At 59.9% G+C, this 16,470-nt stretch carries 11 protein-coding genes; 4 read left to right on the forward strand and 7 right to left on the reverse strand.

Translation table 11 applies throughout. The features are described 5' to 3' along the window. Nucleotides 1–2: 2 nt before the first annotated feature. The 6 genes from BJY26_RS17230 to BJY26_RS17255 all read right to left on the reverse strand — a co-directional run bounded on the left by BJY26_RS17230 (nt 3) and on the right by BJY26_RS17255 (nt 9,792). The gene (locus BJY26_RS17230) at nt 3–1,292 is read right to left on the reverse strand and encodes an acetylornithine transaminase (RefSeq protein WP_179429412.1); all 1,290 of its coding nucleotides are present in this window, start codon (nt 1,290–1,292) and stop codon (nt 3–5) included. Further along, nucleotides 1,289–2,218 (reverse strand): acetylglutamate kinase, encoded by a 930-nt coding sequence (gene argB, locus BJY26_RS17235; protein ID WP_218852480.1) that lies wholly within the window; start codon nt 2,216–2,218, stop codon nt 1,289–1,291. The genes BJY26_RS17230 and argB overlap by 4 nt, the downstream gene beginning before the upstream one ends. Further along, the gene (gene argJ, locus BJY26_RS17240; RefSeq protein WP_179429413.1) at nt 2,215–3,366 is read right to left on the reverse strand and encodes a bifunctional glutamate N-acetyltransferase/amino-acid acetyltransferase ArgJ; all 1,152 of its coding nucleotides are present in this window, start codon (nt 3,364–3,366) and stop codon (nt 2,215–2,217) included. The genes argB and argJ overlap by 4 nt, the downstream gene beginning before the upstream one ends. Further along, complete coding sequence (argC, locus tag BJY26_RS17245) at nt 3,363–4,445, reverse strand: N-acetyl-gamma-glutamyl-phosphate reductase (protein WP_179429414.1); 1,083 nt, start codon at nt 4,443–4,445, stop codon at nt 3,363–3,365. The genes argJ and argC overlap by 4 nt, the downstream gene beginning before the upstream one ends. Nucleotides 4,446–4,536: 91 nt before the next feature. Further along, a complete protein-coding gene (locus BJY26_RS17250) occupies nt 4,537–5,250 on the reverse strand; it encodes an ATP-grasp fold amidoligase family protein (RefSeq protein WP_179429415.1) in 714 nt (237 codons plus the stop codon). A 183-nt stretch (nt 5,251–5,433) separates the two neighbouring features. Further along, nucleotides 5,434–9,792 carry a PKD domain-containing protein gene (locus BJY26_RS17255; protein ID WP_179429416.1) on the reverse strand — a complete coding sequence of 1,453 codons (4,359 nt, stop codon included), beginning with the start codon at nt 9,790–9,792 and terminating at the stop codon, nt 5,434–5,436. Nucleotides 9,793–11,062: 1,270 nt separating this feature from the next. Between BJY26_RS17255 and BJY26_RS17260 the strand changes: the two genes are divergently transcribed. Further along, nucleotides 11,063–11,932 (forward strand): glycoside hydrolase family 26 protein, encoded by an 870-nt coding sequence (locus BJY26_RS17260; RefSeq protein WP_179429417.1) that lies wholly within the window; start codon nt 11,063–11,065, stop codon nt 11,930–11,932. Between the two features lie 15 nt (nt 11,933–11,947). Here BJY26_RS17260 and BJY26_RS17265 read toward each other — a convergent pair whose 3' ends face one another. Further along, nucleotides 11,948–12,712 (reverse strand): hypothetical protein, encoded by a 765-nt coding sequence (locus tag BJY26_RS17265; protein ID WP_179429418.1) that lies wholly within the window; start codon nt 12,710–12,712, stop codon nt 11,948–11,950. A 338-nt stretch (nt 12,713–13,050) separates the two neighbouring features. Between BJY26_RS17265 and BJY26_RS17270 the strand changes: the two genes are divergently transcribed. Genes BJY26_RS17270 through BJY26_RS17280 form a run of 3 tightly spaced genes read left to right on the forward strand, consistent with a single transcriptional unit; the run spans nt 13,051 to nt 16,327 of the window. Beyond that, nucleotides 13,051–14,364, forward strand: coding sequence for a UDP-glucose dehydrogenase family protein (locus BJY26_RS17270; protein WP_179429419.1), 1,314 nt, complete (start codon nt 13,051–13,053; stop codon nt 14,362–14,364). Beyond that, a complete protein-coding gene (locus BJY26_RS17275; RefSeq protein ID WP_179429420.1) occupies nt 14,361–15,365 on the forward strand; it encodes a glycosyltransferase in 1,005 nt (334 codons plus the stop codon). The genes BJY26_RS17270 and BJY26_RS17275 overlap by 4 nt, the downstream gene beginning before the upstream one ends. Further along, nucleotides 15,362–16,327, forward strand: coding sequence for a glycosyltransferase family 2 protein (locus BJY26_RS17280; protein ID WP_179429421.1), 966 nt, complete (start codon nt 15,362–15,364; stop codon nt 16,325–16,327). Before BJY26_RS17275 ends, BJY26_RS17280 begins: the two co-directional genes overlap by 4 nt. The last annotated feature ends 143 nt before the right edge of the window (nt 16,328–16,470 follow it).

Below are 16,470 nucleotides of genomic sequence, written 5' to 3' on the forward strand. Positions count from 1 at the left end.
GGTCAGGCTCCTTCGGCAGTGTCGGCGGGTTTCGTGTCAGCGACGGCGCCCTCGAGCAGCGCGGGCAGCGCGGCAAGGAATTCGTCGGCCTGCTCAGTCGTCACAATCAGCGGCGGGGCCAGGCGAATGGTGGCCGGGCCGGGCGCGTTGACGATGAAGCCGGCGTCGAGGCCGCGAGCGACGAGCGCGCCGGACGCCGGGGCGTCCAGGTCGAAGGCGATGAGCAGTCCGCGGCCGCGCACTGCCGTCACGTGGTCGAGCCGGGCCAGTTTGTCCGCCAGGTAGCTGCCGACGCGGGCGGCGTTTTCGATGACGCCGTCCGACTCGAGCGCGTGCAGCGTGGCAAGAGCGGCGGCCGAGGCGACCGGGTTGCCGCCGAATGTGGTGCCGTGTTGGCCCGGCGTGAGCGTGGACGACGGGCCGGCGCCCAGCGTGATCATGGCGCCGATCGGGAATCCGCTGCCGAGCCCCTTGGCCAAGGTGATGGCGTCGGGCAGGTCGGCGCCGCTGCCCAGAATTCCCGGATAGGCGAACCAGCTGCCGGTGCGCCCGATGCCGGTCTGCACTTCGTCGACGATGAGCAGCACACCGGCCGCGCGGGTCAGTTCGCGTGCCGTGCGGAGGTATTCCGGGCTGAGGGGCCGGACGCCGGCCTCCCCTTGGATCGGTTCGATCACGAGCGCGGCCACCGTGTCGTCGAGAGCGTCCGCGAGCGCATCTGTGTCGTTGAAGGCGATGTGCTCGACGCCGCCGGGCAGCGGTTCGAACGGTTCCCGATAGGCCTGCTTGGCCGTCAGTGCCAGGGCGCCCATGGTCCGGCCGTGGAAGGCGCCGTCGAGCGCCAGGATTCGCGTGCGGCGTCCGGACGGGTCGGCTTTTCCGTGGGCGCGCGCCAGTTTGAATGCGGCCTCGTTGGCTTCGGTGCCCGAGTTGGCGAAGAACACCTTGGACCCCGTCGGGGCGCCGCTGATTTGAAGGAGGCGTTCGGCAAGGGCCACCTGGGTGGGGCTGGTGAAGAAGTTGGACACGTGGCCGAGCGTCGTCAGCTGGCTGGAGATGACCGACGTGACGAACGGGTGGGCGTGGCCGAGCGCGTTGACGGCGATACCGCCGAGCAGGTCGAGGTAACGGCGTCCCTGGTCGTCCCACACGTAGGCACCCTGGCCGCGCACGAGTACGCGCTGGGGCGTGCCGAACACGTTCAGCAGCGAGCCGGAGTAGCGGTCGAGCCAGCGGGCGGCCGAGTCGGGGGTGCCGGCCGGGTGGGTGAGCGAGTCGAGTTCGGCGGTCACTGCAGTTTCCTTTCGTACGGTTCCACGTCGTCGTCGGGCAGCACCATGGTGCCGATGCCCTCCGAGGTGAACACCTCGAGCAAGATCGAATGGGCGAGCCGGCCGTCGACGATGTGCGCCTGCTTGACGCCGCCGCGCACGGCTTTCAGCGCGGCTTGCATCTTTGGGATCATGCCGGAGGCGAGGGTGGGCAGCATGCCTTCGAGGTCGGTCACTCCGATCACGGAGATGAGCGAGTCGGTGTCGGGCCAGTTGGCGTAGAGGCCTTCGACGTCGGTGAGGACGACGAGTTTCTCGGCGCCGAGTTCGGCAGCGACGGCTGCTGCGGCGGCGTCCGCGTTGACGTTGAGCACCTGCCCGGCCGGGCCGTCGATGTCCGGCGCGATGGACGAGATGACGGGGATCCGGCCGGCGTCGAGCAGGTCGTCGACGGCTTGCCGGTTGACGCCGACGACCTCGCCGACGAGGCCCAGGTCGACGACGTCGCCGTCGACTTCGGCGGTAGTGCGGCGGGCCTGCAGCAAGGCGGCGTCTTCGCCGGACAGTCCCACTGCGTGCGCGCCGCGGGAGTTGATACGGCCGACGAGTTCGCGGCCGACCTGGCCGGTGAGCACCATCCGGACGACGTCCATGGCCTCGGCGGTCGTCACGCGCAGGCCGCCGCGGAATTCGGATTCGATGCCGAGCTTTTCCAGCATCCGGGAGATCTGCGGGCCGCCGCCGTGCACGACGATGGGCCGCAGTCCGGCGTAGCGCAGAAACAGGATGTCGTCGGCGAACGCTTGTTTGAGTTCATCGCTTTGCATGGCGTTGCCGCCGTATTTCACGACGACGGTGGCGCCCTGGAACTGTTCCAGCCACGGCAGGGCTTCGACGAGGACGGCGGCCTTGGACTGGGCCATCTCTAGGCGGGCGGAAATGCTCATGTCGAGTATGCGCTGTTCTCTTCGACGTAGTCGTGGGTCAGGTCGGATGTCCAGATTGTGGCGTCGCTGCTCCCGGCGTGCAGGTCGATCGTCACGCTGACGGCGCGCGGGGTGAGGTCGACGGTGGCCGGGTCGGCGTGCGGCGTGCCGGCTTTGCACACCCACACGTCGTTGACGGCGACGTCGACTTCGGCGGGGGTGAATGCGGCGTCCGTGGTGCCGATGGCGGCCAGCACGCGTCCCCAGTTGGGGTCGTTGCCGAACACGGCGGCCTTGAACAGGTTCGAGCGGGCGACGGCGCGGGACGCCGTGACGGCGTCGGTCTCGGTGGCGGCGCCCCGGGTGGTGATGGCGATGTCGTGGTGGGCGCCTTCGGCGTCGGTGTGCAGTTGCGCGGTGAGCTGCGCGCAGGCCTCGGTGACGAGTGCGGTGAGGTCGGCGGCGTCCGGGGTGATGCCGGAGGCGCCGGAGGCCATCAGCACGACCGTGTCGTTGGTGGACATGCAGCCGTCGGTGTCCAGACGGTCGAATGTCTGCGCGCAGGCAGTACGCAGGGCGCCGTCGAGGGTGGCGGCGTCGACGTCGGCGTCGGTGGTGAGCACGACCAGCATGGTGGCCAGGCCCGGGGCGAGCATGCCGGCGCCCTTGGCCATGCCGCCAACCGAGTACCCCTCCCCCGCGAGCTCGACGGTTTTGGCGTGCGTGTCGGTGGTGATGATGGCCCCGGCCGCGTCGTCGCCGCCGTCCGCGGAGAGCCGGCCGGCCGCGGTGGCGACTCCGGGAAGCAATTTGTCCTCGGGCAGCGGCGCGCCGATCAGACCGGTCGAGCAGACGACGACGTCGGACGCCGAGATGCCCAGTTCCTCGGCGACGGCTTCGGCGGTGCGGTGCGTGGTTTGGAATCCGGCCTGGCCGGTGTAGCAGTTGGCGCCGCCGGAGTTCAGGACGACGGCGTGCACGATGCCGTCGGCGGAGACTTGTTCGCTCCAGAGCACGGGGTTGGCCTTGCAGCGGTTGCCGGTGTAGACGGCGGCGGCGTTGTGGCTCGGTCCGTCGTTGACGACGAGCGCCAGGTCGGGTTTGCCGCTGGGTTTCAATCCGGCGGTGACGCCGGCGGCGCGGAAGCCGTGCGGGGTGGTGACGCTCATGGTGCGACTCCTTGGGTGGAAAGGCCTGTGGTTTCGGGGATGCCGAGAGCGATGTTGACGGCTTGGATGGCCTGGCCGGCGGTGCCCTTGACGAGATTGTCGATGGCGGACGTGACGACGACGCGGCCGGCGCGCTCGTCGACGGCCAGTTGGATGAGGGCGCTGTTGGCCCCGAGCGTCCAGGCAGTGGAGGGCCACTGGCCGTCGGGCAGCACGGAGACGAATGCCTCGTCGGCGTAGGCGTCCGTGAGGGCGGCTCGGAGTGCGACCGGGTCGGTCCCGGCCGTGATCTTGGCGCTGATGGTGGCGAGGATGCCGCGGGCCATGGGCACGAGGGTGGGGGTGAACGAGAGTCTGATGGGGCCGGACGCCGGGTCGGCGCCGATGGACCAGTTGAGGTTTTGTTCGATCTCGGGCTGGTGGCGGTGCACGCCGCCAACGCCGTAGGGGCTGGCCGAGCCAAGAATTTCGGAGGCCAGCAGGTGAGTTTTGGCGGACTTGCCGGCGCCGGACGGGCCGTTGGCGAGGACGGCAACGAGGTCCGCAGGGTCGATTGCGCCGGCGGCCAACAGCGGGGCCACGGCGACGGTGACGGCAGTGACGTTGCAGCCGGGCACGGCCAGGCGCGTCGCGCCGGCGAGCGTCTCGCGTTGTTTGCCGGCGGGAAGCACGAGTTCGGGCAGACCGTAGGCCCAGCTGCCGGGGTGGTGACTTTTCGGTAGGCCCTGGCCGTAGAACTTGGCCCAGCTAGCGGCATCGACCAAGCGATGATCGGCGCCGAGGTCGACGATGAGGCTGCCCGGGCTCGTGGCCTCGAGTTCGGCTGCGATGGCACCGGACGCACCATGCGGCAGCGCCAGGAAGATGACGTCGTGGCCCGCTAGGTTGCCCGCAGTGGTGCCCTGGAGCTGCATGTTGGCGTATCGGCGCAGGTGCGGCTGGTGTTCACCGAGCAGCGAGCCGGCATTGGAGTTGGCAGTGACGGTGCGCACATCGAGCTCGGGGTGGCCGGCGGCAAGGCGCAGCGCTTCTCCCCCGGCATAGCCGGTGGCGCCCGACACGGCAACGGAAAAACTCATACGTATGAATATACACGCTTAAGAGTGTTTATTCACATCTATGCAACAGATGCGCTGGACTCAGGTGCGCCGAGAGCCGCCCGCTCAGAATTCATTGGGGTGTTGACGATGCGGCGCGCTCCCACAGCCCGCCTAATTCACTATCCAGCGAATGGGGCTCAAACGGTTTCATGCCACCTTCCGGATACGGCGTGATTTCACCGAAATATACCGTTCCATGAACTTCGTAGAGATCAACCCGAATGAAGTCGAAAGTGCGGCCAAGGTCGGCAGCAGCAGCCAGCATTTTACTGAGCCCACCGGGTGCTTCTTGGACCGAAGCCATCGGGAAAACGTTCGTATAATCTAACGGTTGCCATTCCGTAGTATAAAATCGGCGTTGGTGGCCAGAGAAGCGATCGCTATCTACTTGAATCAGCCGAGGAACTCCGCCGAAAACGTAAAATTTGTAGTCGTTAATCACCTGGCCGTTCCCAAGGTGTTCTTCAACGAGAAAGCATTTTTTAGCCTCGCGGTATGCCCACTCGCCGAAGTATGCTCTTTCATAAACACGCAGCCATCCCCTCGTACTCTTTGCAAGCTGAACGAGATCTGGCGCACCCTCGCCGAAGTAGACTGCCTGGCTCCTGTGATTCGGCTTGAGAACCCACTTCAAAGGTAGTTTCCGACTGCAAAGATCCGCAAGGTTGTCACCGAACCAAAGCGTCTCTGGAATACGAGCATTGGATGTGTTTTCGCGGGCGAATTCTTTCATTTTCAATTTATCGCATGTCCATGCCATTTGTTTTGAATGGTCGTTCAGCATGCGAACTTGTATTAGCTCAGTAAACAGTTCTGGGTTTTTTAGATGCGGCAATCGGCCGAATTTCCGTGCATAATACAGGCGCCGAATCACGCGATCAGGCAACAGTCCAACAAGTCGCGTACAAAAAACAGACGTACCTAATAGCGACGTCATTTAGTTCCATCCAAACCTTTTTCGAGTTCGCTATCCGGCGGGTGTGAGTCGGATCGTCCACATCACAGCTCGATTGCTAGTGGCGTCAGTAGTAGCAGTCAGACCTCCTTGGGCCCCATCCAAAACCGGGCCCCCGGAATCCGCGGCCAAAATCGCATAATGACCACCGCCAGTACCAGCCGCGGTATCACGCTGCTTCACCCCCGCCGGCGCCGTCCAAGCAGTCGTCGAACCAGACTTGTCTGCCCAATACGACACAACCCAGTCCCCAGCCGCAGCATCAAGCGCCGGAGTAGTGTGATCAGTAGTACTGCTATCACCGGCATGCGCAACAGCCTGCCCATCAAGCTTGCTGGCATCAACCCCGGAATACACGACCACCGACAACACCGACTTGTGATACGCCGCATAATCCATGCGCACCTCGGCCCCAGCATCACCAGCAGCGACGGTCTTCTTCCACACCGTCGAGGACACATTCCCGTTGTCGAACGAATCAACCTCTGTCCATCCGGTCACCCCGCTCGGCCCCGTCGTCGTCATACCAGACGGAGCACTAAACGTCAGCAGCATCACGTCACCAGAAGACGCCGCCGAAGGAACCGTCAACTCCTTATGGGTAGACGACCCCGTCCCCGAATGCGCCGCACCAACAAAACCCAACGTATTCGCAGTCGGAGCCGAAACCGTCACGTCATGCGACACCGTATCCGTCGCACCGTCATTGTCCTTGACGGTCAACTTCACCGTGAAAGTACCAGCGTCGGAATAACTATGCGACGGCGTAACGCCCTCGCCCGTCTTCCCATCACCGAAATCCCACGAATACGAAGCAATCGACCCATCGGAATCCTTCGACCCCGACCCATCAAACGCGCACCCATTACCCTGACAATCCGACGTAAACGCCGCCGACGGAGCACTATTCGGCGCCGGCTCTCCGGCTGGTGTGAGTCGGATCGTCCACATCACAGCTCGATTGCTAGTGGCGTCAGTAGTAGCAGTCAGACCTCCTTGGGCCCCATCCAAAACCGGGCCCCCGGAATCCGCGGCCAAAATCGCATAATGACCACCGCCAGTACCAGCCGCGGTATCACGCTGCTTCACCCCCGCCGGCGCCGTCCAAGCAGTCGTCGAACCAGACTTGTCTGCCCAATACGACACAACCCAGTCCCCAGCCGCAGCATCAAGCGCCGGAGTAGTGTGATCAGTAGTACTGCTATCACCGGCATGCGCAACAGCCTGCCCATCAAGCTTGCTGGCATCAACCCCGGAATACACGACCACCGACAACACCGACTTGTGATACGCCGCATAATCCATGCGCACCTCGGCCCCAGCATCACCAGCAGCGACGGTCTTCTTCCACACCGTCGAGGACACATTCCCGTTGTCGAACGAATCAACCTCTGTCCATCCGGTCACCCCGCTCGGCCCCGTCGTCGTCATACCAGACGGAGCACTAAACGTCAGCAGCATCACGTCACCAGAAGACGCCGCCGAAGGAACCGTCAACTCCTTATGGGTAGACGACCCCGTCCCCGAATGCGCCGCACCAACAAAACCCAACGTATTCGCAGTCGGAGCCGACACCGTCACGTCATGCGACACCGTATCCGTCGCACCGTCATTGTCCTTGACGGTCAACTTCACCGTGAAAGTACCAGCGTCGGAATAACTATGCGACGGCGTAACGCCCTCGCCCGTCTTCCCATCACCGAAATCCCACGAATACGAAGCAATCGACCCATCGGAATCCTTCGACCCCGACCCATCAAACGCGCACCCATTACCCTGACAATCCGACGTAAACGCCGCCGACGGAGCACTATTCGGCGCGCCAGCAGGACTACCGTTGTAAAGGAACAGTGCACGGGCTCGCCAGTCCACGCCGTCGCTATCGGGTCCGCTCACAACGCTCGACTCTCCGGTAACGGCGTCGTCCGCAAAATCAACGGCGTGCAAGTTCCCGTCAGCCTTGGTCACGTAATAGAGCTTGCCTCCGGAGTAGAACATTCCGTCTGCATCGCTGAAGTCGACGCTGCTGGATACAGTCGCATGTGTCTCATCAACGATGCCGCTATCAGGTGAGAACCACCGCCACTGCAAGTTTGGATTGCCGAATTCCGTATAGTAGAGCTTGCCAGACTTATAGAACATTCCTGTAACATTCGGAAGTTCGCCGTATAGAGATGGATACGCGCCGTCAAACGTCGTCGTTCCGACCCCTGTGCGCACGTTGGCCCATGCGGGATCATGGTACGGATCATATTTCACGTCCGGGCCCCACGTGGCTCCGTCGAAGGTACGCGAATGCAGAAAGTTGTCAGTAGAGCCGTAGAAGACCTTGTCACCGACCATAAATGCACCACGCGCCTGACCCCACGGTATGTCGCCATTGCCAACGTCGGTAGGAGTTGACGCCGTCGTTCCGTCAAACTCGACGCGTGAAACTCCGTTTACGTTGCCAGCTGGTGGCGCCTGCTGGTCTGTGCGCACGATTTCGATGCCGCTGACTAGAGGGTTCTCCGTAACATGACCAAACGAGATCGTCACGTCACCGTCTGCTGGAGCGGTGATGTCTTTCGACTTCATCGTTCCCGTCTGGTCTCCGACGTCAGCGACAAGATCTTCATTGTTGAGCCACGTCTGCCCATCAAGGCTGACGTTGAACACTCGTTGGCCGGCCGCCGAAGTACAGCTACACCGATTGGCTAAATAAACACGGACTTGAACAGGGGTGCCGGCAGCAACTGGGAAATTCCATTGCATCTCCGGGTCATCCGAAGGATCCCATCGTTCGCTGTCGAAAATAGCCGACGGCGTGCTGGAGGGAACGCTGGAGTCAAGCACCGCGCCCGGATCATATGTTGCCGAATTACTACCGGAATTCCGATTCGGACTTGTAGCCGCAGTATCGGCGGTCCAGTCGGGGCCATTGTCCACAGCTTGTATAGCGGGGCCTCCAGCATTCACGCGATATAGCACGTTGCTATTAGCAGATTTTGCTTGTGTGCCTGCAAGGAACAAGGAGCCCGGCAACGTACCTGTAGCGGTGGAGGCCGACTTCGATCCACCGTCGTAGGGGAAGAAAGCTATTTTTGAGCGCTTATATTTATAGTTGCCGATCCAGTCTGTATTGGAACCAAGGTAGATACCATCTTTTGTGGCCAAGAAGTTGTACACCCAGGCTCCCAACGGCACGCGCCCGGGATTCCAGCTCAGCGGTCGCCCGCTTATCGGATCTAATGCCGCTAACCCTGGCCTAGGGACTGCACCAGCGGACGCATGATCCACTCCAAGTGGATCGTTCCCCCACCTCTCGTGTCCGCCGATGAAAATCGCCGCATCGGTTACAGTAACTCCTTGGAGGCTATCGCCCCCGGTTTCCGCGATCCATGTGGGCTGGACGTCGGTACCCTGGGCATCGGTCTTCCATTTCGCAGCGGCGTCGCACAGCGTACCGGGGTTACCCCCTCCGGTGGAAGTCACAACGAAATAGGATCCGTCGGGCGAAAATGAAACGCCACGCACAGTGTCGCTGAAAGCCCAGCTGAAGCACGTCGGTTGATACCGGGTCGTGTTCCAGTTTTGGTCGACCGTCGCTGACTGACCCGTGAGGTCGATCATCACTATCTGATCGCGTTGCAGACCATCAACCTGGGCGAAATTCCCAATCGCCACCATTGTGTGACCGTCAGCCGTGACGTCGAAACGCCGGACGCCGACCCAACCGACCGTTTCAGGGTTGTGCTGGCCAGAAACTTGAAGGTTCATGAATGACTGCACGGCACCTGAATCGGCATCGAGAGAGGCTAAACCAGCGTGCGGCTGTCCACCCACGCGTGAAAATGTCCCACCAACGTACAGTCTGTCGCCCCGTAGGGTGAGGTCCCGCACTTCCCCGTAATTAAAGCTGGGTGTCGTCCAGCCAGAGACGATGGTTCCCGAACTTAGATCGAGAAGCGCCAAGTCGGTGACGCTGACATTTCCGATCTTCGTAAAATTGCCGCCGACGTAGACGGAATGATCGTTAGGCCCGGGTGCTACCGCATTTACTATGCCATTCACAGATGGATTGAACGATGTGGATAGTGCACCAGTATCGGCATTGAACGCCGCTACGTGATTATACGTTTGGTTGTTGACCGACGTGAAGTCTCCACCCATCACAATCAAGTTGCCGACTTTGGACATTGACTGCACGTCACCATTATTGACCTGGGGCGTTTTTGTCGACGGAACATCATTCGGGATAGTGCGACTTGACGGGCCAGGGTCCGGCGGTTGCGATGCCTGGGCAGAACCTACAGGGGTTATAGTCAGAAAAAACGCGGCAAGTATCGCGGATAACATCGCTGCCAAAAGTGCACGGATTGGAGCTTTCATTGGGGTATCCTCGTGTCTCGAATGCCAGCGGAAAGGTTTTCACAAGTCTCGACTTTGCCTAGGGCCGACCGTTGCAACTGGACTGCCGTAAGGATCGTTCCGAATGATCCGATGAACTTCATTTGAGGAACGACACTTCAAAGCAACCCTTGTCGGAACCCGACTTGACCATCAAACGCCATTTGCCCGGCGAAGGCACTGCCATGTGTACGCTGTAGTATTTCCAAACATTTGCTTTTTGAACCGCTCTTGAGTGAACCGTGTGGGCAGACCCCTTGGCCCCGATCCGAGTCAGCTTTATCTCAAGTCCGGGCATCGCTCTGCTGCTTGGAATTACATAGAAGTTGACTGTCGGCTGCTGCGAACTCGCGAATTGGGATTTATATAACTTCTTCGCACGCTGAAAGTTTCCCATCGCGACAGTTCCGGACGTGACGTCGCTGTTCGGTCCAACAGCGACGCATTTGCCGGCCTCAGTACTTCCAGGAAGTTTCTTAAGCACCGATTTTTGCGATTTCGGGTGAGCCGGCGGAAGCCCCGGTGGAGGAGACTCCCGACCAGAGCTGGAACTGCTCGCTTTCCCCTGTGACGACTTCATGCTGGATTGGGACGACGGCGTACGAACTGATTGCCGATCATGAGAGTCACGTGTGGAGTTCGTCGCACTTCCGGCAGCAGCGGGAGAGTCGGTTGATGGGCGAGTTGACTCAGAAGAGGGCGCCGTCGCAGCCGAGGGGCCCGGCCCTTGTTGCGCAGAACAGCCACTTGCCGCCACTAGGAGGGCCAACGCAACGGCCGGCACCGTGAGCATAATCCGGGGCCTCCGGAATATCACGTACCTACGTGTGCCGTTGCCGCGAAAACACTTCATCGAGAGACCTCACCAATTAGTGCGGCTCGCTCTTTTGCAGGCCGACGACATGGTTCATTATTAGCGCTTACGCCGTTTTCGCAACGGCAATTCCACACAGTCGAGTACGTCCAGCACGGAAACGAGTATCCATTCGTTTCGAGCAAGTAGATCAAGAGTGTTCCGCGCGTGATTAGTGCTGACTCACGCGGCTATAGAATGCGAGATATGGCTTCCCGCTGGCGCAATACCGTCACGCGCCTTCCCAACGGCTATCGGCTGGGGAGGCTCATTGGCGTTACGCTCGTATGCGTCGGCATGTTGTCCACGATTTCGTGTTCGACGAACCTCACGAAGCCGGCGTCCCCCACCGCGACCGCACAAGCACAGTCCCCTGCATGCGACTCAGACTCTTGCCGAGTGAAATGGGGAGTCGCGGTGCCGAATGGGTCCGCGTCGGATGTCCACACCCTCGAACAACGCCTAGATCAGCGTTTCGACTTCGTCTACACGTATCACGACATCGACGGAGTCGTACCCAGTCACGACGAAAAGAAGATCACGCAGTCGGGGCACCAGCTACACATTTCAATCATCCCGCGAGACTTCGCAGCCGCGGACAAGAACACAATCAAATGGAAAGACGTAGCCCAAGGCCGTTACGATGCAGATCTGACTCGGCAAGCCCAGGGAATCGCTGAGTTGCCGGGAACGGTTTACGTTACGTTCGACCATGAGCCTGACCAGACGGCAAAACGGGCTCGAGGCACCGTTTCGGATTATGTCTCAGCTTGGCGCCACGTCCACCATTTGTATCGTCGTCTCGGCGTCGACAACGTAAAATGGGTTTGGGTCATGATGGGTTGGAAGCCCGCCTACAAGCGCGCTGGACAGCTGTGGCCCGGCAACAAGTACGTCGATTGGATCAGCTGGGAAGCTTATAACCACTCCGGCTGTCAGAGCAATGCCGTGAGTCCGACAAAAGAGACTACGTTCAGCTCGACAATCAAGCAGACCTTTCGCTGGATTCATCGCGTTGGCGCCAAGTACGGAATCGACGCACGAAAACCGATGATGATCAGCGAATCTGCCACAGTACTCTATCCTCAAGACCCTGAACGTACTGCTCAGTGGTACGCCGACATCCCTCGTGTCCTAAGTAAGTATCCGCAGATTCGGGCAATCACGCTCTTCGACCTCGACGTCGACGATTGCAACTTCAGGTTTCAAGAGCAACCACGTGCACTCGCAGCCGTCCGGGACGCAATGACGTCCACGCGCGGTGGCTAGTACTTAAAATTTGACCTATGGCGCGGGCAGAAAACTAGGCTGCGAATCTGAAGTGGCCATCCGAATATCGTCGACATCCATCGTGTAGTCCACGGGCACCGTTGGATAGTGTATCCACAACGCGCGCACAGACTCGGCACGCTTATTTGCTTTCGACACGAGCTTCTTTGGCGCATGATTATCGAATCGTATGCTTGCCTGATAGCGGGGTGCCCGATATCCGACCACGGCGCTTATCGTGTGCCATATGCCAACATCAGGCATCGCAGCAATCTCGACAGACTCGCTGAAATTAAAATCGCAGACAAGTTTGCCATATTTGAAGTAGACAGTGAACTGTGATTTAGGGGACTTTGAGGCAGTGTTGCCGATCTCAAAGAGGTTCATATACTTGTCGGAACTCCGGGGCAGTGTCACCAGCCGAAAACTCAGGGTGAATGACGCCCACGGCAAGTTACGCGCAAAGCGCTTATCATCGATCACGAGCGCCGCGCGATTGTTGTTTTTGCGCATGGGCTCCAAGCGACAGCCATAGCCCCCAGTCTGTGCATACGCAGGCGACGTTTTCGCGCCGATGTGCCCGCTGAACACCTTACCGATCACACCGTCCTCGAAATCAACGTGGATTTCCTGCTTCGAGCCTTTTGTCCCCGACGGCTTGGACACCGATTCGCGAGCGCATCCAGCGACTGCAGCCAACGCCAGACTTCCTCCTGCCAACAGCAGGCCGCGTCGTGCTGCGCGTCTGGTCTTTTCGTCCGCAGATTCGATTTCGTTCACTCTGGCAGTATCCCACCGTTCACTGTCGGCATGGTGGGGTAATTCGCTCCAACCGGACTCCAACGGTACCCCGTTATGCCTGAATTGCTACTTTGGCCTAGCCAAACGCTACTCGACTTCCGCTGAGCTCTACTCGACTCCACAAAATCGCATTTCCGCCGGCCGTTCTTCGACCAATAATGGTGATCAACCGTTATCCCCGGCCCAACACTCGGGCCCTAGGAAAAATATGTGCAGCGAGGTCTCATTATGGTTTTACAAATCGCTCCAACACACTATTCAACCCCCAACCTCTCCGTCGTCCGGAGCCTCAACCGATCTGCAATGGTGGAGTCAGCATGACGTCAATATCGGTAGTCGGATGCGGTTATCTTGGCGCAGTCCACGCCGGCGTACTTGCCTCTCTCGGGCATGAAGTAGTTGGAATCGATGTAGACGCAAGCAAGGTCGACAGTCTGACGCTGAGTGAACCACCTTTCTACGAGCCGGGATTAAACAAGCTGCTGGCCGATTCGCAGGCGAGCGGCCTCCTTCGATTCACTACAGACTTCTCATCGGCAAAAGGCGCAACAGTCCACTTTGTGTGTGTCGGGACGCCGCAACGTGCCGGCGAGTTGGGTGCAAATCTCGACTACGTGAATTCTGCCGTGGCCTCGCTATCCACGCATCTCAACCACGGAGACTTGATAGTCGGCAAATCCACAGTGCCCGTCGGCACCGCAGAAATGCTAGCCAAGTCGATAGCGTCGGCGCCCGGGGCGTCGCTCGCGTGGAATCCCGAATTTCTACGCGAGGGGCATGCCATCGAGGACAGCATCAGCCCGGACCGTCTTGTCTATGGAGTCGAAGAAGGCGAAGTTGGAAGGCGTGCCGTAGCAAGTCTCGATGAGGTCTACGCTCAACTGTTGAAGCGCGGGACAAAACGTTTAGTCACTGACCGCGCTACGGCCGAAATGGTCAAAACCGCGGCGAATTCATTTCTCGCCACGAAAATTTCATTCATTAATGCCATGGCGGAATTATGCGAAGCAGCCGGAGCCGATGTGGCGCAGCTCGCCGACGCTATTGGAATGGATGATCGCATCGGCCGAAAGTTTTTAAACCCAGGTTTAGGATTTGGTGGCGGATGTTTGCCAAAAGACATCCGGGCGTTCATGGCCCGCGCCGGAGAGCTCGGCGCCGATCAAGCTCTCACCTTTCTCCGCGAAATCGACTCAATCAACATGCGCCGCCGGATTCGTATGGTCGACTTGGCGAGAGAAGTCTGCGACGGTTCGTTTATCGGCCGGAAGATCACAGTTTTGGGAGCTGCCTTCAAGCCAAATAGCGACGATGTACGGGACTCCCCCGCCTTGAACGTCGCCGCGCAGATCTCACTCCAGGGAGGCGACGTGACCGTCACCGACCCCCGGGCAATCGACAACGCTCGCAAGTTGTTCCCCAATTTATCGTATAACGCGAACGTATACGAAGCGCTTGAGCACACCGACGCCGTACTGCTCCTCACCGAGTGGGACGAGTACCGCGAGTTGGATCCCGCCGATATCAAACGACTAGTCGGCCGTGCCGCTGTTCTGGACGGGAGAAACGTCCTCGATCCGCAGAAATGGCGAGAAGCAGGATGGCTGTATCGAGCGTTGGGACGACGATGAACGACCGTCAAATTACCGATCCCGGGCTGCCGACGCTACTCGTTGCGACGTCTGGCGGCCACCTGGAGCAATTACGAAATTTGTACCCAAGGTTCCTGCCTGAGTCAGCGTCAGTCGAATGGGTGTCACACACGAGCGAACAGCTAGAGGCGCTCAAAATGGCCGGGCACGTCGTGCATGAAGTTCCGTACATCGGTCCGCGAGGCTACAGGGCGTTGACGCAAAATATTCAGCCGGCGCTCCGCCTGTTACGCGCGAATCGGTACGCTCGTATCATCAGCACTGGCGCCGGAATCGCAATCCCGTACGCGTTAGCCGGCAAATTGTTCCGGACGCCGTACCACTATATCGAGAGCCAAACACGCCTGAACGGTCCAAGTTTTACCGGCAACCTGCTATCCAGACTGCCGAACATCAATTTGTATGCGCAGAACGAGTCGTGGGCGAACTCGAAGTGGCGATACCGAGGCAGTGGTATCGACGGTTATACTGCCGAACGCGTCAGCCCGCCAAGGCACGTTTCGCGCGTAGTCGTCACTCTCGGTACTATGCGCAGATACGGATTTCGCCGCGCTATCGAACGACTGCTGCGGGTGCTGCCGACAGTCGTCGACCCGAATGCCGAAATACTCTGGCAAACCGGCTGCACCGACGTCACTGGTCTCAACATCAAGGCGTATCCCAAGGTGCCCGCTAACGATTTACAGGACGCGATAGGTGCCGCCGATTTGGTCGCCATGCATGCCGGCGTCGGGTCGGCACTGGTCGCGCTCAAGCACGGCAAAGCCCCCATTCTCATGCCACGCCAATCGGACTTCGGTGAGCACATCGACGACCACCAGGCCCTTCTCGCCAACGAATTATCCGAACGGGGCCTTGCGATCGCAACGTCGCCCGACGCCCTCACCCGGGAGCACATCATCGACGCGCTGAGTACTAAGGTCCTGCGCGAAGTACGACCGCCCAAATTTGAGCTCGCGACCACACAGGGGACGTCATGAATCAACATCGCAAGGATGACACAGCGACAATCGCAGAGCGAAGTCCACTCCAGCGTCTCCCACTTGTCTCTGTCGTAATTCCCACTTACAACCGCCCCGATTTCCTACGTCAGGCGCTGGCGTCAGTTCTTAACCAGGACTATTGCGGACCAATTGAAGCAATAGTCGTCTTCGACAAAACCGAACCTGACTACAGCCTAGAGAGCGAGCGATCCGACAGGAGTGTTCGCGTCTTCCGCAACACACGAACGCCCGGCCTTGCAGGAAACCGAAATTCCGGGATTCTTAAAGCCACGGGTGAGCTTGTCGCGTTTTGCGACGACGATGACACGTGGCGTCCGAATAAGTTGTCGTCACAAGTCCGCGCACTGCACGATTCACCGCAGCACGACTTCGTCACGACTGCCATGGCCGTCGACTTCAAGTCGAAGACGATCGACCGGCTCGCGGGCCGTACTGAGGTCGATCATTCAGCGTTTTTCACGTCTCGAATGGCTATGCTGCACTCGTCTTCATTTATGGCTCGTCGATCGGCCTTCTTGGGCGATCTTGGCCTTGTCGACGAGACATTGCCGCAAAGCATGGCCGAAGACCGCGAACTGCTCATACGCGCGACCCAACTCAAGCCAATATTGCACGTTGACGAGCCCCTCATCAATGTCCGTTGGGCCGAAACGTCGTATTTTGCCCAAGACTGGAAAGTTCGGAATGAGGCTAGCTTGTGGCTGCTCAAGCGCTATCCGGAACTTCACCAAAATCGTACCGCTGCTGCATTATCGTACGGCAAATTGGCATTTGGAAACGCTGCCCTGCGCCATCGCCGTGAAGCGCTCAGCTGGGCTCGTCGCGCGTTCAAGGCTAATTGGCGCGAGCCGAGAACCTACCTGGCGACTGCGGTCGTTAGCGGCCTCAGCTGGCGCTGGGTAATGAAGCAGCTGAATGGCCGCGGTCGTGGAATCTAACGCCGGAACCGATCGTGACCGGACAACGACGGCACCCAGTGTGACTAACACACTAACCCGTCTCCCGAAGACTCTCATTACTCCCGCCCGCATGTTTTTCAGAGTACGTCGGCGCTGGTACCTTTTCCGATACCCGAATCTAA

Origin of the sequence: Spelaeicoccus albus (assembly GCF_013409065.1) — a bacterium.
Classification (GTDB): domain Bacteria; phylum Actinomycetota; class Actinomycetes; order Actinomycetales; family Brevibacteriaceae; genus Spelaeicoccus; species Spelaeicoccus albus.